Genomic DNA, 24277 nt, shown 5'->3' on the forward strand with positions numbered 1-24277 from the left:
ACGGGAGACCGGATTCGGACGGCTTAGCAGGGTTTTGTATTTTTCTGGCGGGAGGATTCGTCTAGTGACGGTAGTTACATACAAACTGGAGACTTTTGAAGGGCCTTTGGATCTGCTGCTTCATCTGATTGATAAGGCTGAAATTCATATCCAGGATATTCCCATCAGCGATATTACCGATCAATACATGGCGTATCTGCATTCGATGCAGGAACTGGAACTGGATATTACGAGTGAATTTTTGGTCATGGCAGCAACACTGCTGTCGATCAAGAGCAAACTTTTACTGCCCAAACCACCGGTAATTGAGGATTTTGAGGATTATGATTATATGGAAGAAGAAGATTATGATCCACGTGCAGAGCTGATTGCACGTCTGATTGAATATCGCAAATACAAGGGCATTGCGCGTCATCTTCATGAACGGGAGTGGGAACGGAGCCTTATTTTTTCCAAAGAGCCCGAGGATCTGCGCCCGTATATGCCTGTAGAAGCCCCTTCGAACCCGGTTGAGGGTTTGCATACCTCTGATCTGATTGCTGCATTTCAGAAGGCGCTACGCAAGGCTGAGAAGCGTACAACTGTAACCCGGATCAAACGGGATGAAATTTCGGTTAAGGATCGGATACGGGATGTCATCGGCGCTTTGGAAAGTATGGGGCCGGGAGGCAGGCTTTTATTCTCCAAGTTAATGGATGAGCATATCTATCGCCATGAGATTGTCGTGACTTTTCTGGCGGTGCTGGAACTGATGAAGATGAAGCAGATTGTCTGTTATCAGGAACGGATGTTTGAGGATATCGTTATGGAGTGGAGAGGGGAAACAAAGAATCATGGATTTTCCGAAATTGAAATCGATTATTGAAGGCCTGCTGTTTTTGTCCGGAGAAGAAGGTCTGAGTATCAAACAAATTGCCGAGATCGTCGATCAGCGAGTCGAGCTGGTAACGGACGCGATTGAGGAAATGATCAGTGAATTTACACAGCAGGGACGAGGTGTACAGATTCTCAAAATCGCTGGCGTAGTCCAGCTGGGCACCTTGCCTGAGCACGCAGTATATTTTGAGAAACTTGCATACTCTCCAGCGCGTACCTCCTTATCGCAGGCGGCTCTGGAGACGCTGGCCATCGTTGCATACCGGCAGCCGATTACACGGGTTGAGATTGAGGAAATCCGTGGTGTGAAATCGGAGCGGGCTATTCATACACTTGTGAATAAGGATCTGATTATAGAAGTGGGACGAGCCGAGGCGATCGGACGACCAATTCTGTACGGAACGACCAAGTCATTTCTAGATTATTTCGGACTGGCTTCACTGAAAGATCTGCCAGAACCAGGTCTGTTCGAAGATTCGGAGAACCTGGAGGAAGAGACACAACTGTTATTCAACAAACTGGATTTGCAACAACTGGAACCGGAAAGTGCTGATCCGGTGGATGATCTAATTCATATCGACAACGAAGATGATTACACGGATTCTTAATTTAATCTGGAAGTTCATATTAACCGACACCATCAGTGGAGTCGGTTTTTTTGTGCATTGGGATAACAGCGACCGGAAGGTTATTCTGTCATCGGAGTAACCAGTGTAACTATTCTTTAGTCCAATTTACGTATATAAAAGGTATAACGGACCGTTTCCAAACAAATACGAAATGGAATTTTTAGGTCCGACGTGAATTTTTTCCTATTCAAAGTGCCATACTAGACGAGAAAAGAATTGAGGGCTTGGAGGTAAGGCCTGTGTGGATTTGGCTTGGAGGAATCGGGTTGTTGATCGCATTGCTGATTACCGCAGTCCTCATCTCGAATGTTCATGTTCACTTTATTTTTAACAAACATAAAAGTGATGACTACGCCAATATTAATGTTCGTCTTCTTTATGGGATTGTTCGAATAAACTATGAGATCCCGAGTATTGTTTTTCGCAATATGAAGGAAGGTTTTCTGGTCAAGACCGAACAATCCATGAATCATTCCAAAGGGAGGACCGAGGGAAGCGAGCGAGTTAACAAACGTAAAGTTAAAAAGTGGGTTAAAGATGTCAAAATCATGCTGAGGGCTACCGATGCGCTGAAGCTCTGGCTGAAGCAGACCCTTACTCGTGTACATATGACCCAACTGTCCTGGTCTACTCACATCGGGGTGAGTGATGCTGCATATACGGCTGTTCTTACGGGCTGGGTGTGGGGTATCAAGTCGATTATCATTGGTTTTCTGACCTATCGGGTTAAGTTTGAAAAGACGCCAATGCTTGAAGTTATGCCGGTATGGTCAGATGAGATGGAGTTTCGGACGGAACTTGAATTCAGATTGAAGATTCGGATCACAGCCATTTTGTTTGCGGGAATAACGTTATTAACTCGTGTGTTACAAGTCGAGGGCGGATGGCGGATGTGGTTCAAGCTTCTGCGGGAGCAGCGTCGTAAACACAAGGAGAAACAAAATCTCGAAGGGGCAAAGCCATAACTTTTTGAAGACAGCGATGTGTTATTCGTTCGTGTTTACCCAATTTGGAATGGCGGTTTCTGATGGATACATGTGATGCTAGGACACTCGATACACATTTTACCAGATGAGTCTGAGAAATCGCAGGATATGGATAAAATGCATTTGTTACATAAGTCCCCTGTTGTTTGGGGATCATATGGTTAGATCAAACCTAGCTTACATTGAAACTGGAGGGAATTCAGATGTCAGATCATCCAATTCAAGGCTTAATGGAAACTGCAATGGAAAATATCAAGGCCATGGTGGATGTCAATACTATCGTTGGCGATGCAGTTGAAACACCTGACGGTACAGTCATTCTGCCGATCAGTAAAGTGGGTTTTGGATTTGCAGCAGGTGGTAGCGATTTTCGTGTAAATGATGAAAAGAACAAGGAAACAGGTTCGACGACTGGAGCCAAAACAGAGCATGCTTCTGTATCTTCACCTTTTGGTGGAGGTAGTGGTGGTGGCGTATCCATCCGCCCAATCGCATTTCTTGTCGTTGGCAAACAAGGGGTACACATTGTACCACTCGATAACTCCACGCATTTGTTTGAGAAGCTCATTGACTCTACGCCGTATGTTCTTGACCGAATCCAGGGCATGTTCCAACGTAATACAACACCAACGAATACAACACAAACGAACACAACACAAACGAATACAACAGATGTACCCGTTACACCAGACCCATCAACCTATAGCTAAGATCTATACGCAACGATCCCTTCCGCACCCAATGCGAAAGGGATTTTTGTTTTTTGTTTGATGCGTGTTGAACGTTTTTTTTGATGGTTTCCGTACTGTGTGAGACTTATATCTGTAATCCGCCTAACCTAGACATGAAATAGGTTTATTGAAGGGGGAACATTAATGCACAGAGACACTGTTTTTATGGTTTTGTTTGGCTGGCTGCTGTCTGCAGGAGTGTATTTGGTAGGAGGAATTGATCACCTGTTTATTGCAGTGACCATCTTTGTGGGGCTGGATTACATCACAGGGGTGCTGTCTGCATGGTATAGGAAGGAGTTATCCAGCAGGGTAGGATGGTGGGGGCTTGCTCGCAAATCTTTGACATTTATCTTCGTCATTATTGCACATCAACTGGATATGGTTGCAGGTAATTCAAATGATTTTATGAGGGATGCGATGTTAATGTTCATCATTGGTACGGAAGGAATCAGTATTTTGGAAAACATGGGCAAACTGGGCCTGCCTGTACCTAAGTTTATCACTTCAGCTCTTTTCAAGCTTCGAGGCAATGAGGATCAAGTTGAAGACAAGGAGAAAATGTAATGATACAGATCACCAAGGACTACATACCCGTAAATAAATATAGTCGGGCCGGCCTGAAATTAAAAGCAAAGCGAGGAATTGTGTTGCACTATACGGCTTCTCCCGGAGCGCCCGCCAAGAACATTAGCAAATACTTTGCAAGTTTGGCACAACAGGATTCCAATAAAGCAGTGAAAGGCCGTTATGCAAGTGCACAGTTCTCGGTAGATCGAACTTCGATATATAACAGTCTACCGGATGATGAACTAGCCTACCACTGCGGTAGCGCAACATATACGAAGGAAGCTCTAGCCAAGCTTGGGACTTATCCGAACAATAGTACAGTGGGCATTGAGATGTGCATTGAAAAGGATGGCAGTATTCATGAAGATACATTCAATAACGTTGTAGACCTTGTGGTATACCTAATCAGGGAACGGGGCTTCCCACCCGTCTTCTTCACGCATAAAGAAGTGGTTGGATGGAAGGAATGCCCACTCCCATGGATTAAACAACCAGGTGAATATGAAAGATTTAAACGAGCAGTACATACAAAATTAAACCCGCTGCAAGAAATAGCAGTCACGGAGGATGATGATATGAATACCGTTCTGAATTACGCACAATGGGCCTGGAATGAACTGGATCAGTACATTGGAGATGCCTACAACGACAAAGTAATTGACGATTCGGCATGGGTAGAGAAAGTGCGCAAGAAGAAGTTAACGTATGGAGAGTTGCTGTTGCTGAAGGTTTTAATTGATGAACGCAGACGCCAAAAGGCCTAACAGAAAGCGTATTTTGTTAGGAGCTATGGATGCCTGCTAGTTATCCAAGAGCTAAAGTGAGCTGGATCTTTCAAAAAATAAAAATGTTCTATAATCACGATACGATCAGGATACTCGTGTTCATATTGGGTCTGAATCGATGATGCATCGAGGACTCCAATGACATCGAGTGGATCTGTTTCTATCACATGTGTTGATTTGGCTGGGTTCATACAACCATCCTTTCGTTTATTAGGTCAGAGTCAATAGGGGCGATGGAGATGTCCATGGTCCCTAGATGACCTATACGAAGCAGGATGGAGAATGTTAAGCTGATCAGGCTCAAAAAAATGACTCATAACATTGAAAAGCAGAACCCCACGTCGATGTGACGTGGGGTTCTGCTTATGTAACTACTCTTTTGAGAACGTGTTTAGGGCCTCATCGGTAAGATGAAGTTCTGCGAAAGCCCTGCATATCTTTTGGAATGATCTAATCGTATTCGTCTCGTACAACATCTCAATGGGATCAAAGCCCAACATGACAAGCGAATCCACAAGTTCTGTCTGATCTACTTCAGTATGGTGGAGCGCTTCAAGCATGGTTTCAATAACTGCTAAAAATAAAATGGCTTTATTTACTGTCTCGATCGGTGTCCCCTCCTTCGTGATACTACTAGAATAAGCGGAGAGGGACGGAAAATAACGAGAAAGTCCATTTTCTCAGTGATGAATCTATTCAATCTAAAAGTGTGGAGAGAATAATTGTTGATGAAAGTTTAAATTAGTTGATAGATATCCCCTTGTATGTAAGATTAGGCCTTTTCGTTTACTTCGTGGAGAATGGAATCAATTAATTCATCATCAATCAGAGTGCTAGCTTTTTCGAGTGCCAACAGAATACCTTGTGGTTGTTCAAAAAAGACTGTAGAGAGGATAGGGGCAACATCATCAAGATTAATCTTCTCAGCTTTGACCATACTGATCAAGGCAACAACGATCTCGTGTCCCTCCACGTTACCTTCCATAAATCTGGTTCTTAAATGAGTTGCTACTGTTTCGGTCTTTGACTGCGAGTGCGCCATTACATTTCCCTCCAACGGTTTGAATATCTTAGCAGAGCTCCTCTTCATGCAAGTCTAAACCAGGTTAGATTAGGAGTTATCTTAACAATAATAAGGCAGATAGTTTAAATTATCAACAGCCACTAAGGCGATAAAATCGGATTAGAATCACGGGTTTGCTCAGTAAAAAAGACCCGGAGAGGGTCATTTTTTGGGTCTACCTTCCCAATAATCGGGAAATCCATTGTAATCCCAGGCATTCAGATTTTCGGTATCGGCTTGAATGGCAACATCTGCTCCAGAGCCGAAATCAACACCCACGGTTTGCAGTTCTTTTGCCTTTATAGCCAGTACCTTTCCGGGTGCACCTGCGCATACCAGAGCGAGCTTCCACGGTGTTTGTTGGTAGATATGTTCCATTTGTTTGGATGCCGTGCTTACATGAGACCAGGAGGGGCAATCAACCGTTCCCACGATGCTTGTCCACCCGTATCTCCGCTCCAGAACTTCTCGATATTGCTCGGCCTTGGCTCCGCAGATCAGAATAGGCATGGTCTTGAATGTTTCATAGAATAACTTGAATCGGGCGATGTAATTATTTTCAAATGCATAGAAGGTCTCCTTGGGTTCAACCTTGTAATATGCAAGACACATATCGAATAACGGCTTAAAATACCAGTGATCTGTCTGGATCAGATGTCCGACGTAATCTGCTTTTCGCAGGCAGTGTACGATAATTTCTCTCGCACTCGCATTGGGTAAGGTTATGCCGCAATAGGTAGGATCGTTCAACCAGCCGTAATGAGACTGAATGAAATCCATAGTTAGAACGGTATCGTGAGCCAGAATGGTGTTGGAAGCATCTCCAAATCGAACAGAAGCATGGGCTTCTCCATCAGAGGCCATTTGGAACCAGTTACGGATTAATTCTACGCTCCCGAGCATGCATTTCACCTTCTTCCCATGTGTGAATAATGGTTTCTTCGGTATACATATTCATCATCTCCTTCTGTACTAGAATAGGAAAAATGCTTCGTTCTCTCTCTTCTTTTGAGGAATAACTCCTTTTTTGCTCAACGTGCGAAGGTTATTGAGGAACAGTCTAGACTATGTAAAAAGGGAGAGGGGATGGACTGTGAAAAACGTATTGATAGGTAGTCCTGTGCGAAACAGGGCTTGGATTATGGAACGGCACTTGCAATCACTTGAGCAACAAGCAGTGCAGAAGCATTATATGTACATCCTGAATGATAGTGAAGATCAGACGGAGCATATCCTTGATCACCATCAGATTCCTTATCTGACTCACAATCTGGGGAAAACATATGGTCATATGCGTGGGCAATATTCCTATCACAATCTGGCGTTGTTGAGAAATATACTTCTGAATGAGTTTCTGAAATCGGACTGTGATTATCTGTTCTCGATTGATACGGATATCCTCGTTCCTGAGCATAGCCTGCAGCAGTTAATGGATAATGACAAGGATGTATGCGCCATGCTTATCCGGAATCATCCAAAGTTGAAGGCCCATAATGCCATGATCGGCGGAAAACATATACCTGAATTCAAAGCGGGCATATTTCCGGTAGATCTGACAGGTGCCGTATATTTGATTAAGCGTGAAGTGATTGAAGCAGGTGTACGATACGGTTCACATCCAATAGGTGAAGATGCACCATTCTGTGAGCAAGCACGAAGACTTGGGTTTGAACTATTTGTAGACACCCGGCTGCGTCCCGTTCATGCCTATACGGAAGGGGTGGAGTTGATTGCTCAATTGGCTGCTTCGTAGAAAGCAACGTGAAATTCCGGTTTTTGAAAGTATAGAAATGACCATTGTCTACCCGCCTGCACTTGACTGGAACCTCTTGTTTCAGCGTCCTCAACAATTGATGACCGCATTCTCTAATATTCCAGGTATACGGGCCATCTTTATCAATGAAGAAACGTACAGAAAGCAGAGCCGCCCGATTGAAAAGTTAAATGAAGATCTGTTTCTTGTGCAAAAAGGAGTGAATTACGATCATCTGGTCAAAGGAAAAAAGGTGCTCTGGTTCTCCAATCCAGGTCAGTACAATTATTCGGATGGGCGGAAGTTTGATTTTACCGTATTTGATTACCTTGATAATTCAGCTGACGAGTTTGCTGTGTGGAAATCCTACATCCCGAAATGTTTTGACCGTGCGGATCTTATTGCTACGACTGCCAAGGTGATGTATGAAGCCCACAAACATGACGGCAAACCGATCTTTATGTGCCCGAACGGGGCAGATGTTCATCATTTTGAGAAAGCGCGGGCAGTTCTACCCAAACCGGCGGACTTCCCAGAGGTTCATGATGGGCAAAAGGTTGTGGGTTTCCATGGGGCAATGGCATCGTGGGTGGATTATTCGCTGATTACCGCTATTGCAGATAAGGGTTATCGTGTCGTTTTGATTGGAAACAATACCCTTTATCAAAAAAATATTGTGCATCCCAATGTGACTTGTCTTCCGCACAAAGATTATAAAGTGCTTCCCGCCTACATTGCCCAGTTTGATGTCTGTATCGTGCCATTCAAGCTGACAGAGATGATCCGTGGCTGCGATCCGATCAAATATTACGAATACTTATCTGCAGGCAAGCCTGTATTGACGACGCGTATGGAGGAGATTGTGCATAAGTACAGTGATGTAACTTACTTTATGGATCAGCATAATTGTGGATTGATGTTGGAGAAAGCCATTCGTGAGAATACTGCTTCCAAAATTGCAGCACGGGTAAACGTGGCTAAATCTAATAGCTGGGATGGCAGGGCAATGGATGCCGTGCGGAAGATTAATCAGGTCATGGGAGGCAGAGATAATGAAAAAGATCTTTAAACGAATGTTCGGTATCCAATCAACACCACCACCAATTGAGCTTGAAGAAATAGAGATTGATGCAACGGAGTTCAATGTTACGACATACAGCCCAAACACGGATACAACGATTGTATATCTGCCTGCGATCGATTTCCATAGTGAACGATTCAGGCGTCGACCACAGCGACTGTTAAAAGCACTCGCGGAAGTAGGCTACAATGTAATATATATCAATTCGAGTGATGAGTTTTATCAGGTTGATGCCTTGGAGTATCCTCATCCGGAGCTTCCAAACTTTGTCGTAGCTCGTGTGGGCCAGAATGTCCGTACGCTTTTTCAGGGTGATCGAGTGATCTACTGGGTGAACGATAGCCGGCTGGCAAGTTCTGTCGAGACAGCATATCCTGATCTGGTGGTATTCGATTCATTGACCGATCCGGATCAATATGAGAAGCACAAGCACAAGATGGAAGCTGTTGCTGACGTTGTCTTCATTACACCCGAGAGAATCTATGAGCATGGCAAATACTGCTCGCATGTTCATCTGGTTACTGCCGATGAATTTGAGATCAAAGAACGTGCAGAACAGGTAGCGCAAATTATAGATGCTTTGCCAAACAGAACGGCCCCTCTAATGTAGGGGTCTTTTCTTTGACCTTATATGGCACTATTCCTTTTCCAAAGATGACAGGGCTAATCGTGCTTCAATATATTTCGTTTGCATTATCGTTAGGGAATGAAGATAGCGTTCTACACTATAAAAAGCAGAGACGGCGAACAGCCAGACGGGTTAAACGAAAAGGATCTCCCGATCATCAAGTCCTTAACCTGATCCAGGCCTAAGCAAGTCTCAGTAGCTAAAATTACATACTATCCTAAGGAGTGGACTGTTCAATGGCTAAAAAAATGATTATCAAAGGTGTAGGTACGTTCATGGCTAAGCGCCTTCCGGCAGATCCGATGGGCGAAATTGAAGTAGTTACCCTGGGTACCCTGCAAGATCTGAAAATTGACCTTAACGTGGAGCTTGAGGATATCTTTGGTGGTGACGGTCTGTTCGCCATTGATGTACTGGTGAAGTCCAAATCGATCGAAGTATCGGCAACAGACGCCAAATTCGATCTGGATGCGATCCAGCTGATGATGGGTTCAACGGTACAAGAGCAAGTGAAGTCCTATGTATGGGTGCTGAATGAGCAGTCTACAGTGGCTGCAGGCGTATCCAATTCTGGATTTGCTGAAGCCAAGCCGAAGCATGCGAGTGAAATCTATGGAAGCAACGGTGGCATCACGGTGCGTCTCAAAGATTCCAACACGTTGCTGAAACAACTTACTTTGAAAGGAACGGCCGTGGAACCGAATGAGTTCTTCTACGACGAAGCGAATGGTGTAGTCATCCTGAATGCGGTCCATATCGGTAAAGAGATTGTGCTGAACTACAAGCGAGATCAAATTGTAGACATGGTTGATCTATTGGTTGACGAAGTACCATTCCCGATCTCTGTCATTCATCACGGTACGTTCCAGCAAAAAGATGGTTCGTATGCGGGTGTTGAAACCGAGCTGTACATGTGCCGTGCAAAAGGAACATTCAGCATCAATGCCCAGCGTGCTGCCGCTTCTGCATCTGCAATCTCCTTGCAGATTCTTGATCCTGAACGTGCTGACGGAAAAATCGGCAGTATCAAACGCTTCAGCGCACCAAGCAAGATCTAATATCTAATAAGGTTGATTGCTCCTGGCAAGGTATTACATGGCATCTGTGTCCTCCCCTTCACAGAGCCTTGCCTTGCCAGGTTTTTTATTATATGGGGGAGAATGTCCTGGGGAGGTCTTTAAATTCATGGAAACAGAACAAGAAAAAGCCGAGCGTGAGCTTGCTGAAAAGCTGAATGAGGAAGCGGCGAAACGAATCAAAGATGATCCGGAAAACAAACGGGTGACTCCGGAGGAAGTGGAAGCTGCTGAGCGTGCATTCTTTGAAGATGATGAGATTATTACGCTGCGGGATCGACGGAAATATCGTATTCCGCCATGTAATCTGAAGGATGCCCGCCGTCTGATGAAGTTGCTGAAGACAGTGAATATCGATGCCATTATTCTTAACTTCATTCCGACTGAGAATGATGAACTGGACGAAAAGCGGCAGCAGGATTTATTTGATGTATTGGCAATGGCATTCAAAAATTATCCTCATATCGTGACCAAAGATGAACATGGCGAGTATATCATCAATCGAGAATATCTGGATGAGTATCTTGATTTGAACACAGCTCGTAAAGTCATTGATATGCTCATAGGGCTCAACGGTTTAAAAAAGTAGAACGCACCGAGGGGGAGTCTTTGGAGGGAACCGAAATCCGTGATACGGAAACACAGGAATCCGTTCACTGGGGAGAGATCTTCTTCACCCTCCATAAACACTGTGGGCTGAACAAGTGGGAGATTTGGGAGTACACACTCCCTCAGGTTGCGGAGCTGTGCAAGTCAGCCGAGAAATATATTCAATTTGAGGTTGAACTTATGACAGCACCTCTTCGCATGTTCGGTGGCGGTGGGGGCGAGGAAGTTGAAGAAGATGGGACCGTCAGACGTAAAAGAACCTTCAATGACGAGGATTACACGGAGATATCAGAAGATGATATCGGTATGCTTGCACAAGCGCTCGGAGGATAAGAGAGACATCCCGTTTTGCCTAAATGAAGGTAGAACGGGATTTATGCATAAAGGCGGTGATTCTTTTGACTGAAACAGAAGGACAAGGAGATAAACATTCCTTAACACAAGAAATATTAACAGATATGGATCAATTAACTGGACAAAATACAGCGCTGAAAGGAAGCTACCTTTCGGGTGTTAACACATTGGTTAGACGTGTAGAGACAATCAGAAGTGATATGCAGTCGCAAATGATTGAAACACTGACTACCGATTTGCAGCACTTTTATCGTGGAGCGTTCAGTGAAATGAAGGATGTGTCTGCAGCTGGCTCACAGGGGTTGATAGACTCCGTGATGAAAACGATGAAATATATTTCAGCGGGTGAAACCAAGGGGTATTCATCAACATTACTCAAAAAATCCCTTGACTCGTCGCAGCAGATGGATCAACAGATGAGCCGGGCCGACCAAAATTTGGAGCTTAGATCGTCTGGGACAACGAATGACAGTGGGCAATTCACACAAACCGGAACGGTCAAAAATCTGCAACGAATTGCACTGCAACATGGTATGGATCAGGAAGATGTAGGTCTTGCGTATCGCATTGGTTCTCGTAATTATGATCATGCATCTGAAGCAACTGGGTTTGCTGAAGAAGTAGCCAAGCTGCATTCAGCGGGCAATACGGATGTAGAACAGACGGCAAGGAGTTTGGAAGCTGTTACTTCGGCATGGGGAAGCAGTGGGTTTGATCTGTCCCAAGTCACAAACATGATGATTAGAGCTTCAACGATGTTGGATGTTGGCATTCAGGACTTGATGGATATGATGCGTCAGACCCTTCCAATGGCTGGTAACCCTGATGGAACGCTTGCACAAGAGGATGCATTAGCCAACTGGATTAGCAAGGCTGGATTGTTGGTTCAGTCAAAAGGAGATAAGGCTTCGCAGCAAGCTTTTGCATCGAATCGAGTCATGTTCGATCTTCTTGCTGAACAATTGAAAGCTGTGGATGCAAACGCGTCGATCCATCAGCGCACCGGTAGTAGAGACAACCTTCAATTCCGACAACGAGAGATCGAAATCGCATTTCAGATTGCAACACATGAGGCGATGCAAGGGTTGAAAGAGGAATTTGCCGAGCTGGGCGATTATCTTATCGCAGTCATGCGGTTAATTGGTGATCGTACGGGTGGCATTGTTGATCATATGGAACTGCTTAACCGAATTATGGATGAAGTCGGTGTTCAGGTTGCGTGGGATAAGTTCGGTGAAGTGATGAATGAAGGGGATCAGAAACGATACGGTGCTACGAATGCAGATCCAGGGGAAGTCGAAAATATGGGGAGCGATGTTCCCGAGCGACTTCGAGTCACGGATGTGCAGCGTGCTGGTGTAGCGCAGGAAATGGGCAGACAACAGAGTCGTCTGCAGACTCTGGAACATCGCAGAACAGAAATTCAAAGCAGGGCCGCCTCCAAGCAAGATGATGTACTTCAGGCACGGACTAACCGAGATCATCAACATAAAATATACAATCAGGCTATACAAGATGGGGATACAGCGGCTTCTTCCATTTATGCAGAAGAACGTGACGAAGCTGAGAAGCGAGTCAAAACGTATAGTCGAGAACTTCTTCTGTTGCGAGAAGAAATGCATTCTCTCGATATTCAGATTGCGAAGACGAAGCGAAGTCTAGAGTTTCTAGGCCGAGAACTGGATGACACGAGTAGAGCAATGATGCAACTTGAACACCAAGCTAGAGTTTTGATGATGGCAATGGATGAAATGGACCTGGATGCAGTTGAACTACGAAACAAGTTGTATTTCCTTAATGCTGAGTTTACATACGGTTCAACGGATGTTCAGCGCTACGAATCCGAGATCCAGAAGCTGCGTAAGCAGTCGACTCTATTGAATGACGTTCTCTCCGCTTTGAGAACCGAAGTTAATGAATTAAATGCTTCTTTTAGACAGGGCATGATTGATGCTACATCATACATATCCAAACTGAAGGAACTTGAACAGGTTCAGCTCGCAAGTATGATGAATGGTTCAGGAGGATTACTAGTCGTTCCAGGTGCAGGAAGCGTTGGATCCCCTGAATCCCCTGTTAAGGATGACAAGAAGGATACCAAAAACAAAAGCTTTGTAGCTCGTCATGAAGACCTGATTAAAGATGTCATGAAAGACGCGATAATGGATGAATTCAATCCGGGGGGCGACTCGAAAAAAGGGAATAAAAATACACCCAAAAGAGGCCTTCTTTCCAGGTTTAAGGATATGAAAGACACGGGCAATCGCAAAGCATTTTTTGACAGCAATGCCCCGATCCGTAATAAAGATGGAAATATTCTTCGTGATAGACAAGGCAACTCGATTACTCAGCGTGACATCAATGCGGAGCAAGCTGCCCGTGGGATTAAAACACCTGGAAAACTATCGAAATTAGTCAAATCCGGCGGGAGATTATTGAGGCCTTTAAAAGCTGTACCGGCACTTGGGTTGGCGATGACCGCCATGGATGTCGTCTCTGGTCTTGTCGATCCATTAAACAACATGGGTAAGTCAGAAGCGGAGAAGCAGAGTATTCGCGCTACCAATAAGGAAGAGTTGGCCAAAGATTTCAAGGATATGGAGCAGTCATCTTTTGTAGGGAAAGTGTGGAAAGGGTTAAACCTGGGAATGGATGCCGCTGTGTCCGGCACAATGAGTTCAATATTCGGAGAAAGTGCAACGAATAACAAGTTCGGGGACTACTGGAAGGGATTTAAGGCGGTATGGAGCGAAGACGGCGGAGATGCAGTTGAGAAGAAACTGGGCAAAGAATACAACTACAAGCAGGAGAAAAAAGAAGCCCAGATTCAAATGGATAAAGAGTCTGGAAAGCCGCCTGGGGACAGCAAACAACAACAACCACAGATACAATACATACAACCTCAAATGCAGTATATTCCTGCTGCGGGCGGAATAGGAACTATTGCTAACGGTTATACGCCTCAGCCACAGAGCAATGGCATTGATGAAATGATTGCCAAGATTAATCGGCAGCTTAACAAATCGACAAGTGATAACGATACCAATTACCAAGTCACTCGATCCCGTCTATTGATTAGTGGTGTTCGCGAAGATTCTGGTCAGATGCGCGCACTAATGGAGAAATATTTGCAAGAGAATATCAAGTTCTTCGATAAGGCCATTGCAAGTTTACAGAAGACGTACGACAAGATGGCTGAAGGTAAGGGTAAAGATGAACTGGGCCTGGAGATCAATGAGAAGAAACAGCAGAAGGCACAATCAGAGCTTGAACTGAATGGTGTTAAAAACAGCCAGATTGATGAGCTTAGACGAAAGATGAATGATCAGTTTGAGTTGACGCAGTTGGATTATGATAAACGAATGTATGATCTCCTGGCGGCTAATGGGGGTAAGGAAGATGCACCAGAATTAATTGCATTGAACAAATCCCGTGCATCTGAAATGAACTCACAAATAAGTACGATCAAGCAGGATTGGAAGAATCTGCTGAATAGTGGTGTGTTTAAACCAGGGTCAAATGAATATATGGAGATTTTTAAACAAATCCAGTCATTGGGTGTAGAACAGTCCAAAAATTTGTATGAAATTAGCAAAAAAATGGATAAACCGATATCTTCATTCAACATTCCAGCAGGTCTTAAGGTCATGGATTACTTTGATTACATGACGACGAACAATACACATAAAAGTGTGATGGTTGGCTCAGGTGATGTTACAGTTCATGTGAACATCGATAATATGACAGGCAGTACAAAAGATGTGGAGAGACTGACATCTACGTTGGACAAGACACTGCGGCAGAACAACCCGGGTATGGTGAACTATATGGCTAGCAATGTAGGTGCAAGAATGGGAAGCAATCATATCCCCAGATAAAATAGGTAAGGAGGGCATCTGATATGACTCAGCAAGACCCGTTTGGCTTAGTTAATGACCGGTATAAAAGAAAGCTGTATGTAGATACAGGCATGAAGTTCGAGCCAGTGAACGGAAGAATTATTGATCCGTACTCTTCACCTTCGCCCAATCCGCAAGTGAGGGAAATTAAAATGATTAATGCTCCCTCGCATTTTCATCAGATGGGAGTATCTTCGTACAAGGCCATCATTAACATCTTGTTTAAAGATAAGCAATCCTATCACGACTACGCCATGTACGTAGGCTGGACTCACAAATTTTATGATGAGAAGGGTAATATCTATGTTGGTGTTGTAGAGTCCATCAAAGTTGACCCTATTTTCTACCATCAGGATACGATGGATAAAGATCAGAAGGGGTACAAGGTCGAATTGACCATGACCCTGATCAAAAAAGATGGATATGACCGTAAGAGTGCAATACAGTTTCAGGATTTACAGACAACAGAAGGGAAGGACCACTGGGCAAGAGATTCCATTGAGCGCATGGCTGATTTGGGACTGACAGTTGTAACACAATTGGATGGCACCCCAATTCTATACTTCAGGCCAGAAGATTTTATAACCAGAGCAGAGTTTGTTACTTTCCTGATGCGAACCAAGCGTCTGCTGGAACGAACAATTCGAGAGTAGGGTGACCTACTCTCTTTTCTGTCTATTCTAAAGATAGGGGGTGTTTATCATACGAAAATGGGTTGATGTAAACGAAGGGGACTGGTTCTATAACGATGTTATGGAAGCCACGAATATGGTTTTGGAAGATGGTGAAGTCTTTGTGGCCGGGATCAACTATAACAAGTTTGAGGAAGGTAAGCCTTTTGTATATGAGGAAATCAAAGGGCAAGCGGGGCAAACCTCATTTAGTCTGCCTGTGCTGATTAAACCAACAGATGACAATCCACTGTATGTGTTTATTGATGGTGTACAAACGATCTACCAAACGGCTGAAACCAATAGTAAGGGATTAACCGATGTAGAGTTGTATACCGGTGTGAAAGCAGGTCAGGTGGTGTCTTTCTGTAGTTACGGTGAACCACTGCTGGACAGTGATTGGAAAAGGCCACCCGTGTCCTGGACTGGAGATCTGCCCAGAGCTGCACTTAGTGCAGCGACGACCTATTTCTATGATCCGTTCAGTCGTAATCATCAGGAATATTTGTATGCAGCAGGCCAACCACTTCGCAGACTTAGTATTCCTTCCGAGGTATGGGCAGACACCATGGGGGATGCGGAGGCGGTAACCAAAATTGCAACAAAGGCTATTGGTTATCGAACGGATGTATACTGTGTCAGTCCGGGAGGATCGGTGTTTCTTCCCTTTAATCTGAACGGTGTCACTTGCAAGTTCAATTATTGGACTAAGAATAGCGGTGGTGCATTCAAATTCAAAAGTGAAGACATCAAAGCGACAACACTCAAACCAGCATACAACAATTGTTTTTTTCCTAATGCAATTATACAGCGGGGAGAAGCCTTTCATCTGATTAACAAGTTACGCAAGGTTTTCTATGCCAGATTTACGGACAAAGAAGCACCAACGACGGGGATTGATCAAACCATTCCCGCTTTTCAAGGGCAACGGGTCTTTAGACTTAATGGCAATTATCCGGCAGGTAAAAAGAAACTTAAAGTTACAGTGAAATTCAAAGACGAAAAAAAAGATAAAGTCCAAGAAACACCAGCTTATTCGGAAATTGACAACCACACGGTTGTTTTCAATCAGCCTTTGTCAGAAGGCGACGAAGTGACTTTCTATTATCTCAAAGATGTGAGCGAGAGGTTCGCAGACGTTGGCAAAGATTCGGCCATTTATTATCAAACCAAAGGTGAGCGAGTAGAACAGTCCAAGGATGCTTTCTGGAAAATAGCCGTCTCGGAAATGGAAGACGAAACATTTGCGAACAATGATCCACTAATTGCTGGCATTCCGATCAATAACAAGCTGGATGGTGCAGCGATAGTAACAGATATGGGGAGACCTACAAATGGCACAGAACAGGCAGAGGTATGGTTCCTTGGGAATTCCGCTATGACCCGGGCTGAAGCCGTAGCTTTCCTGGACCGATTCATGAAATGGACCATCGAGCGATTCAAGTAAAGGGGAGATTACAATATGATTCCAATTTCGGATGAGGTTATGAATGTGCTATCCCAGCGTCTGAAGCTGGGGGAAGGAGCGCTTCCCAATATCCGGGTCGAAGTAGATCGGCTGGCATTTATCCCGGGACGGACAGAAGAGTTCAGGCATATCGTAACCGAGCAGGTACCCATCATCAGTACAGAATCCGTTTGGGTGGATGAGTCGAGTAATGGTATATATAACGGTTCGACTCAAGCGAATGCTCAGGAGATTTTTTTTCCGGTTAAGGGTAAAACGATTGATAGTATTACAGTTACAGATAATTTTGGCTCTCCTCGTGATAAAGGTACAAGAATTCATAAAGGTATTGATTTGTTTGATGAGATTGGAACGCCGATTTTGGCTGCATGGGCTGGAAAGGTTGTTCGAATATCCTATAGTAAAACAAAGGGTGCTGGTAATGCCGTAAATATAAGACATGCTAATGGTGTAATCACCAAGTATTTTCATTTAAAAGAGATACTCTGTTCGGTGGATGATGAAGTAGCTCAAGGTGCTGTCATTGGAACACTAGGCAATACGGGTGGTGTATATACCGGTGGTCATAAGGTGTCTGCGGCTGAACGTGCGGTGGGCAAGGGACGACATCTGCATTTTGAAATTTGGGAAGGAGTCAATCCAACAACGAGAACTGGAGAAGGTGGTAAGGCAGTTAATCCTCAATTGTATTTCAAGGGACAGCGCAAGTTGCACGGAAATGCGAAAACAACATTTACTGATGTAAAGCCGGTTCAGGTCGAAGGATATCCCGGAGAGATTAAGCTCAATGAGAAGTTCGACAAGCGAAACTGGTATGAGAAAAACGTTTATACAACCGGATTGAAATTTTCGGATTATGCCAAGATTGAATCGGGCTGGACTATGTTTGATTCAGGAGGCAAGTTGCTATACACCTTTGAAGGCAAAGCCGCCGTAGCTGAATTTGAGATTAACGTGACGAAACTGAGTATGCCCACCCAAGGGCTGCTTAGTATTGGAATGGGGACTAATTTTAGTGAAGTGGAAGGGGATTCTTTCGCTGTGGTGATTGATGGTAAAACGTATGCCTATGTCAATAAGTTTAACGGGGCATATGATCTGACCAAACTCACGGAATTGAATAATATTGTGATTCCTGCAAAAGCCAAGAGTATCAAGATTAAGGTGACCTATGGGGGCAAACAAAACCCCACTGTCCCAACCGGGTCTGTTCCTGCTTCGAGTAAGAAGTATAAAAAATTCGCCATTGATTATATTCGCATACAAGAGTTGTTGCCTGCTCCGTTGAAGAATCAAAAGAGTGAAGAAGGGCTCGATCCGTCTAAAGGATATTATAAAACGAACAGCTACGGAGATTTTATCAATAATAGAAGGACAGAGACGGATGTTATTCAGGTCGGGTCTTTTGTCTATATGGACACGCAGGTTCTTCCCAATATCATTAGTGCCGAAATCGATGATCAGTTTGATTCTGAAGCCCGGGAAGCACGGTTGACCATCTCCAATCCGAGAGGATTCTTCTCCCCGGATTATAATCCTGCTCATTTTCCTGAGCTTGGGGGCGTGCCGTCTCCATGGTCTTATTTCGCAAACGGATTCCATATCGGAGTTCTGAGTGAAAATACACCGATACGCATATATATGGGATATGGTCAGCACATGATGCGGGTATTTACTGGACTGATTGACAAGGTGGACATCAATGGCGAAGGCTCCACGCTGGAGATTACGGCCCGAGATATGTACAAGCGCATTATCGAGAAAGTCATTTCCGAGAAAAAAGCCTATCCAGAAGTAGATGAGATTGATAATGTGCCAGATCCGGTGCCGCCTGCAGCAGTTGGCACGGATCGGACATCATCCATAATTCAGGCTGCACAGGCCCAAGCTGCAGCGTATGGTGTGCCCGATCATAAGTTTTTGCTTGCGATATGCAGGCACGAGACCGTTCTCGGAACACAGGGGAAGGGCAAAGAAGAAAATGGAAGCTTTATTCTTGGATATGGCTGTCCTAGTACAAGTGCTTGCAATCCCCTTTACAAGGGAATTCAGGAGCAGATGAAGCGCGGAGCAGAGCGGATGTCCAAAGCACTGGCTTCCAAAGGAAAGAAAGTAACTTCCAAGGCGGATGTACTTTATTTCCATAATGGTGGAGACATTGCTCCGATGACCTGGAGTCAGGATCGGGAGAATTGGGTGAACAAGGTATGGACCTTTTATCAGGAGATGCTTGCAGACCCTGCAAGCTGGACCATCACATCAACCTCCACTCCGGCAGTTACACCGACACCAACTCAGCCTGTGGAGCTTGAAAAGCCGGCTTGGGTCAAATCAACGGTTGTACTGGATCTAATTAAACATGCAGGTATGGTGGGTTGGCGGGCTACCAGTGAGGATCGCTCTTATCCTGACTACGTGATTGACGAGACCTATCTGATTGAGGTAAATCAGAAGACGGGTAGGGTCATTGTCCCCGTACCGGGTCAAGAAGGTGAGTTTGAAGTCAAGGATGCAAGTACAGTGCTGACACCGAATGGATGGCTTAATCCATTTATTGAGGAGTATGGCAGGACGTTTGAGCAATGGTCTGCCAAAGTTACGGAAGCTGTTCAGGAGGTGATCTCGGAGATTCCGTATCGAAGCTATTGTGACCGTTATGGTACATACCGACTGGAACGCCTGAATTATGACAAACCTGTCGTGGCAGAGTTTTCCGAGAATGACAATCTGATCTCCATTACGAAATCCACGGATTGGTCCAGAGGAAGAAGCCACATTGTTGTTATTGACTCGAATGATAGTCAGAGCAGTTTCGTAGACAAGGAGATTTTGCTAGAACTCAAAGGAGAAATCCGAACCATGGTGCTGGCCGTTCCTTGGGCGAAGACGGTTGAAGCTAAAAGACAGGTGGCAGAGCGAGCTTTTTTTGACATGAAACGTATGTGCCGTACGCTACAGGTATCCATTCCTGCGAATCCTGCGCTTGATCTGCTCGACAACGTTATTGTGACGGATAAAACGACCACCACACGAGCTGTATATACGATTAAAAGTATGAAAACCAGTTATTCGGTTGACCGTGGCATGTTACAGGTCATTGATATGATGTGGGCAAGAAAGGGAGTGATGGTGTAATGGCCGGCATTGTGAATGAAAATATTGTATTTCCCGTGCTGGATCTAATCCACCGGGAGCTTCGCAAATATAGCAGTATCTCCAATTCGAATGTTTCTCCTCTGGAAGGTGAGCCTTCCGTTACATTATATCGGGAGCACATGCAGGACCCGGACAGGGTGACTGGAGCAGACCTCTTGTATGAATCGGCATGGAAGGTTTCGATCTGGATGAAGTTTGGCTCAGAGGATGAGGATTACTTTCCTTCCGGAGTGGGCTATTCCCACCCGGATTATGATTATTACAAGTATTTCAGGCTAACGCAGGTGACGGCCCGTACATATGATCCGAGTGGAGAGTCGATGTTCACTTACAATATTGGTCTAAATTATGATGACGAAGGACGCTTAACTGGAACGAGCGTAAGTCGTATATAACATGTAGGAGGTGGTTCCATGGCATTTAATGTATCTTACATCGCGGGTGGCGTCATCGACAAAGTGCGCGAGCTGCCGTACCCACACTTCAGTAAAAAGACGATCCCGTTCATTCGGGGACAGATGTTGGACATTCCGGCGGCGAAGACCACCAAGTCTGATACGTTCACTTTGGCGTATGACACAGAGTTTCTGAGCATTGCGTTTGCTGCGAGCCACTACTGTGTCGGCGATTACTGGGAGCTGACCATTGGGACGGAGCGAGTATGTCAAACCATCTATACGAAGGAACTTCCCGAATCAGTTTCTATGGGGAACAGTTTCGGAATTGTCTACCCGATTCCGGCGGGGACGACCATTAAGTTTGACTTCTACAACGCGGTGGCTGAAGCCAAGTCGGTCTGGTACAACATTAAATTTTTGAGATAAGGAGGGTGACGATGGCACTGCAAAAACCGCAGACGAACTTTGCCGCTTATATTGACGGAGAGTCGGAAGCACAAAAATTGATCAACACGCTGGCCGATGAAATCGTAGGTGCTGATATTCCCAGAGTAGAGGGCGGGATTGACGCCAATCGCTGGGAGAAGGTTTACGAGGCAGAGCAAGATTATTGGGTAACATATACTCCTAAAACTCGGCCTAATATTCAAGGGAAGTATCTTCATACGGATGGTAACTTGTATGATGTGTTTAAGATTCCTGACTACAGTAAACTTAAATTCAAGAATGGAACACCTGCAGTTGAAAATGATGGTTTTCTTTACGAAGTGAGTTCAGTTTATTGGAATCCAGTTGTAGAGGGTAGTGAACTTCCTAAAGTAAGAGATAAGGATTATGGTAACTATAAGACGGGAAGAAAGGTTCAGGTCGTTCAGTTTTCTTATACGGATAAGACAGGGGCTAATATTTTTGTAGATGTTCCTAATCAACTTGCTATTTTGGTTACAGACCTTACTAAACCTGATGGTGTTTCTGCGTATATCGTAAAGCAGAGACAAACTCTTAGTACCGATGAAGTAGTTTACTTGGATGACTGGAATGAATTTGAACTGGTTACGGAACTTCCGGATGACTGGAACTATGCTCTTAAGACGGCTTATCAGTGGGAGTATGTAAGATATTACGATTATTATAGTCCATGGACAACTTTAAAGAACAGTCTCGTAGAACCAGGTAAATCAAAATACACATTTACTGAGCGTTATTATACTGCTGATCCCGTTCATGATGTGCCTTCTAGAGTAGTGATTAAAGGTACGCCAACTGTACCAACTGGAATTCCTGTGCGAGAGTACTCTGTAATGTTGGAACAACCAACGAATGATTGGAACTATATTAATATTTATTATGGTGAAGAGTTTGAAGGTACAAATACTACCGGAGATTCTACGACAACGTTTATAGGAGCTTGTGATCCAGCTACGGTTAAACCGGGGTTAACACCTACAGTTACAGATCAGGCCAAAGCCCAAGCCATTTATGAGATGTGGAACACAGATACGATTGTCAAAACATTCATCCCACCGTCCACGAAGTGGAAGCTGGATTATGACGGCAAGACAGAGATCGTAAGCCCGGCAGCTCGCTTTTTCCACGGCAGACATTCTACCACGTCATGGTTGCCTAACAAAAAACGCAGACCGGATTACCTGGTAGCATACACTTTATCGGTAAACAATGATCGAGTTGTTCTTGTTCTGGAAGGTGATCCTTCACCGAATATTCATAGCTATTACCGCAGTTTTGGATACATAGGCAAGATCGTTCCGTTCAATGATTACGACCATGGAGGAAACTTTGGTGTCACCGTAGGTATGGGTGATCTGCGAACAGATATGACAGGTTATACGAAAAATGATATTCTCACGGATCTTAATCCGGATCTCTATGCCAAATACGGTGAGTACACATCAAATGGTATGGACTCCATGTCCATGTTGAAGACACGCAGTAATGTCTTGTTCCAGCGCTATTACCCGGCATTTATTTCGCATCTTCCGAACTATCCATCTGTGGGTAAACTTCCCCCTGGCCTTTCGAAATTGATTGTAGATGCGGCTGGGTTCCAGAAATCCCTCTGGACAGGAAAGTATCACGCGAGTCCAATCTACCTTGTGCATCAGGCAGAGGGATACCGGGGTTATATGGACGGTGTAGTTGCGATATACGATCATAATTTGGTCAACCGTGATGAATTAATCGTAGACACAGAAATTCTGAAAGATCCTTCCAAACCTGCGTTGGGTACGTGGACAGAGGTTTACAAGTTTTTCAGTATCAAGAGTCCGTTGAATCTATTCAAGCATTCCCCATCACCAGATGTAATTACGATTGCATTTTTGAAAGAGATAAAATAAGGAGGATTACATAATGGCAAATTTTAAATATGTAGAAACAATCACCACTTCACAGGACGTATTGACAAAACTGAAGGAGGAAGTTACAGGGTTTAAGAGTTTCCCATTTGAATCCACTGCAGGCGAATCTCAGGAACAAAATCTGTGGGAAGTATTTTACGAAGAAAAGGACAGTAGTGACCGAATTCAGGAGCTTATTCTTCGCGGGATCATGACGATCGGAACACAAGCAACACCGATTACTAAACATTTCTATGTAAGCTTCATTAATCATGCTCTGGTACCACGCGTCGTTGCACCTGTTGCAGCCTATGAGGAGCATAGTACGTTGACTGTTCAGTTGCTTGAGGGATTCGAGGGCAGTGAACCAGCCGCACTACCGGTTACCACTCGCCCAACATTCAAGCTGACAGGACATCCGGTACTCTACCAATGGGCACTGGAAAACTACACACCAACCGATCGGAATAAAGAAAAACCTGTATACATGTATGTGAATGTCATGAACAATCGTTTGGCGATGGTTCTCGTCGCGGACCCTGCAGTAAATTTCTTGGATTACAAAAAATCCTTCCTGTACGCAGGTGCATTGAAACCATTCAAATACAACCTGAATGATGTAGACGGAAACGTAATGCTGACAGCTGGAGCGGTAATTGAGGAACCGGATATCTCTCAGATTGCCACAACAGGAACGTATTACTACGGTCAATACACCTCTGCAGGTAACAACACACTTCAGATGTTGAAAACCAAATCAGGTATTGAATTCCAGCAGCACTATCCTTCCTTTATCACACAAGCTCCACCGAAAGGTAAAGCTTATCAAGATCCGGAATTGGGGGATACGGGTTTGGAACTGGAGCCTCAAGGCTTCCAGGCATCCAAATGGACATCCAAATATCACTTGTCTCCGATCTATGTGGTTCACCCTTACGAGGGCTACCGAGGTCAATTCGATAACTGCATCGCGGTTACGAAGCATAATATCCTTCACCTGGATGAGTTGATTATTGATGTGGAAGGCAAGTCTTGGGACCAAGAGGTGTATCGTTACTTCGATACCGATACGGCACAGAATTTCATGAATCTGTCTGCCAACCAGCGTATGGGTGTGGCTATTCTGAAGGAAGTCCGTTATACGGCGTAAGTTAAACTGAATCAAAGCTGAGTCGTATAGATTCAGT

Annotated in this window: 22 protein-coding genes; 20 read left to right on the plus strand and 2 right to left on the minus strand. The window is 44.5% G+C overall.

Annotated elements, in window-relative coordinates; genetic code table 11:
- Positions 1-64 precede the first annotated feature (64 nt).
- The 6 genes from AC4G47_RS10475 (at position 65) to AC4G47_RS10500 (ending at position 4556) form a co-directional block, all read left to right on the plus strand.
- Positions 65-865, plus strand: a complete 801-nt coding sequence (locus AC4G47_RS10475) for a segregation and condensation protein A (RefSeq protein WP_017687652.1) — start codon at positions 65-67, stop codon at positions 863-865.
- Entirely contained in the window at positions 834-1484 is a 651-nt protein-coding gene (scpB, locus tag AC4G47_RS10480; RefSeq protein ID WP_458123120.1) for an SMC-Scp complex subunit ScpB, read from the plus strand. Before AC4G47_RS10475 ends, scpB begins: the two co-directional genes overlap by 32 nt.
- Before the next feature lie 260 nt (positions 1485-1744).
- Entirely contained in the window at positions 1745-2470 is a 726-nt protein-coding gene (locus AC4G47_RS10485) for a DUF2953 domain-containing protein (RefSeq protein WP_491105932.1), read from the plus strand.
- A gap of 224 nt (positions 2471-2694) precedes the next feature.
- Positions 2695-3201 (plus strand): GerW family sporulation protein, encoded by a 507-nt coding sequence (ytfJ, locus tag AC4G47_RS10490; RefSeq protein WP_491105933.1) that lies wholly within the window; start codon positions 2695-2697, stop codon positions 3199-3201.
- Between the two features lie 165 nt (positions 3202-3366).
- Entirely contained in the window at positions 3367-3789 is a 423-nt protein-coding gene (locus AC4G47_RS10495; RefSeq protein ID WP_491105934.1) for a phage holin family protein, read from the plus strand.
- Entirely contained in the window at positions 3789-4556 is a 768-nt protein-coding gene (locus tag AC4G47_RS10500; RefSeq protein ID WP_491105935.1) for a peptidoglycan recognition protein family protein, read from the plus strand. Before AC4G47_RS10495 ends, AC4G47_RS10500 begins: the two co-directional genes overlap by 1 nt.
- A 793-nt stretch (positions 4557-5349) precedes the next feature.
- Here the strand turns inward: AC4G47_RS10500 and AC4G47_RS10505 are convergent.
- Both AC4G47_RS10505 and AC4G47_RS10510 read right to left on the minus strand, forming a co-directional pair.
- Positions 5350-5619 (minus strand): hypothetical protein, encoded by a 270-nt coding sequence (locus AC4G47_RS10505; RefSeq protein WP_491105936.1) that lies wholly within the window; start codon positions 5617-5619, stop codon positions 5350-5352.
- A gap of 183 nt (positions 5620-5802) precedes the next feature.
- A complete protein-coding gene (locus AC4G47_RS10510; protein ID WP_491105937.1) occupies positions 5803-6543 on the minus strand; it encodes a GT-D fold domain-containing protein in 741 nt (246 codons plus the stop codon).
- 190 nt (positions 6544-6733) lie between these two features.
- Between AC4G47_RS10510 and AC4G47_RS10515 the strand changes: the two genes are divergently transcribed.
- The 14 genes from AC4G47_RS10515 to AC4G47_RS10580 all read left to right on the plus strand — a co-directional run bounded on the left by AC4G47_RS10515 (position 6734) and on the right by AC4G47_RS10580 (position 24240).
- Positions 6734-7393, plus strand: coding sequence for a glycosyltransferase family 2 protein (locus AC4G47_RS10515; RefSeq protein WP_491105938.1), 660 nt, complete (start codon positions 6734-6736; stop codon positions 7391-7393).
- Positions 7371-8462 carry a glycosyltransferase gene (locus tag AC4G47_RS10520; RefSeq protein WP_491105939.1) on the plus strand — a complete coding sequence of 364 codons (1092 nt, stop codon included), beginning with the start codon at positions 7371-7373 and terminating at the stop codon, positions 8460-8462. Before AC4G47_RS10515 ends, AC4G47_RS10520 begins: the two co-directional genes overlap by 23 nt.
- On the plus strand, positions 8446-9084 hold the full coding sequence (locus tag AC4G47_RS10525; RefSeq protein WP_491105940.1) for a hypothetical protein: 639 nt from the start codon (positions 8446-8448) through the stop codon (positions 9082-9084). The genes AC4G47_RS10520 and AC4G47_RS10525 overlap by 17 nt, the downstream gene beginning before the upstream one ends.
- A 254-nt stretch (positions 9085-9338) precedes the next feature.
- Complete coding sequence (locus AC4G47_RS10530) at positions 9339-10160, plus strand: YomU family phage tail tube protein (RefSeq protein WP_491105941.1); 822 nt, start codon at positions 9339-9341, stop codon at positions 10158-10160.
- A gap of 127 nt (positions 10161-10287) precedes the next feature.
- Complete coding sequence (locus tag AC4G47_RS10535; protein ID WP_076331342.1) at positions 10288-10767, plus strand: hypothetical protein; 480 nt, start codon at positions 10288-10290, stop codon at positions 10765-10767.
- Positions 10768-10787: 20 nt separating this feature from the next.
- A complete protein-coding gene (locus tag AC4G47_RS10540; RefSeq protein WP_491105942.1) occupies positions 10788-11120 on the plus strand; it encodes a hypothetical protein in 333 nt (110 codons plus the stop codon).
- A 65-nt stretch (positions 11121-11185) separates the two neighbouring features.
- Positions 11186-15019: a hypothetical protein gene (locus AC4G47_RS10545; RefSeq protein WP_491105943.1), complete on the plus strand. Its 3834-nt coding sequence runs from the start codon at positions 11186-11188 to the stop codon at positions 15017-15019.
- A gap of 23 nt (positions 15020-15042) precedes the next feature.
- Positions 15043-15693 carry an S-layer homology domain-containing protein gene (locus AC4G47_RS10550; RefSeq protein WP_491105944.1) on the plus strand — a complete coding sequence of 217 codons (651 nt, stop codon included), beginning with the start codon at positions 15043-15045 and terminating at the stop codon, positions 15691-15693.
- 115 nt (positions 15694-15808) lie between these two features.
- Positions 15809-17158 carry a hypothetical protein gene (locus tag AC4G47_RS10555; protein WP_491105945.1) on the plus strand — a complete coding sequence of 450 codons (1350 nt, stop codon included), beginning with the start codon at positions 15809-15811 and terminating at the stop codon, positions 17156-17158.
- 15 nt (positions 17159-17173) lie between these two features.
- Positions 17174-20314 (plus strand): M23 family metallopeptidase, encoded by a 3141-nt coding sequence (locus AC4G47_RS10560; protein ID WP_491105946.1) that lies wholly within the window; start codon positions 17174-17176, stop codon positions 20312-20314.
- Positions 20314-20730 carry a hypothetical protein gene (locus AC4G47_RS10565; RefSeq protein WP_491105947.1) on the plus strand — a complete coding sequence of 139 codons (417 nt, stop codon included), beginning with the start codon at positions 20314-20316 and terminating at the stop codon, positions 20728-20730. Before AC4G47_RS10560 ends, AC4G47_RS10565 begins: the two co-directional genes overlap by 1 nt.
- An 18-nt stretch (positions 20731-20748) precedes the next feature.
- Positions 20749-21159, plus strand: coding sequence for a DUF8551 domain-containing protein (locus AC4G47_RS10570; RefSeq protein ID WP_491105948.1), 411 nt, complete (start codon positions 20749-20751; stop codon positions 21157-21159).
- Between the two features lie 11 nt (positions 21160-21170).
- Positions 21171-23090, plus strand: a complete 1920-nt coding sequence (locus tag AC4G47_RS10575; protein WP_491105949.1) for a hypothetical protein — start codon at positions 21171-21173, stop codon at positions 23088-23090.
- Positions 23091-23103: 13 nt separating this feature from the next.
- The gene (locus tag AC4G47_RS10580; protein WP_491105950.1) at positions 23104-24240 is read left to right on the plus strand and encodes a hypothetical protein; all 1137 of its coding nucleotides are present in this window, start codon (positions 23104-23106) and stop codon (positions 24238-24240) included.
- Positions 24241-24277: the final 37 nt, after the last annotated feature.

It is taken from the genome of Paenibacillus sp. Negev47, assembly GCF_058313655.1.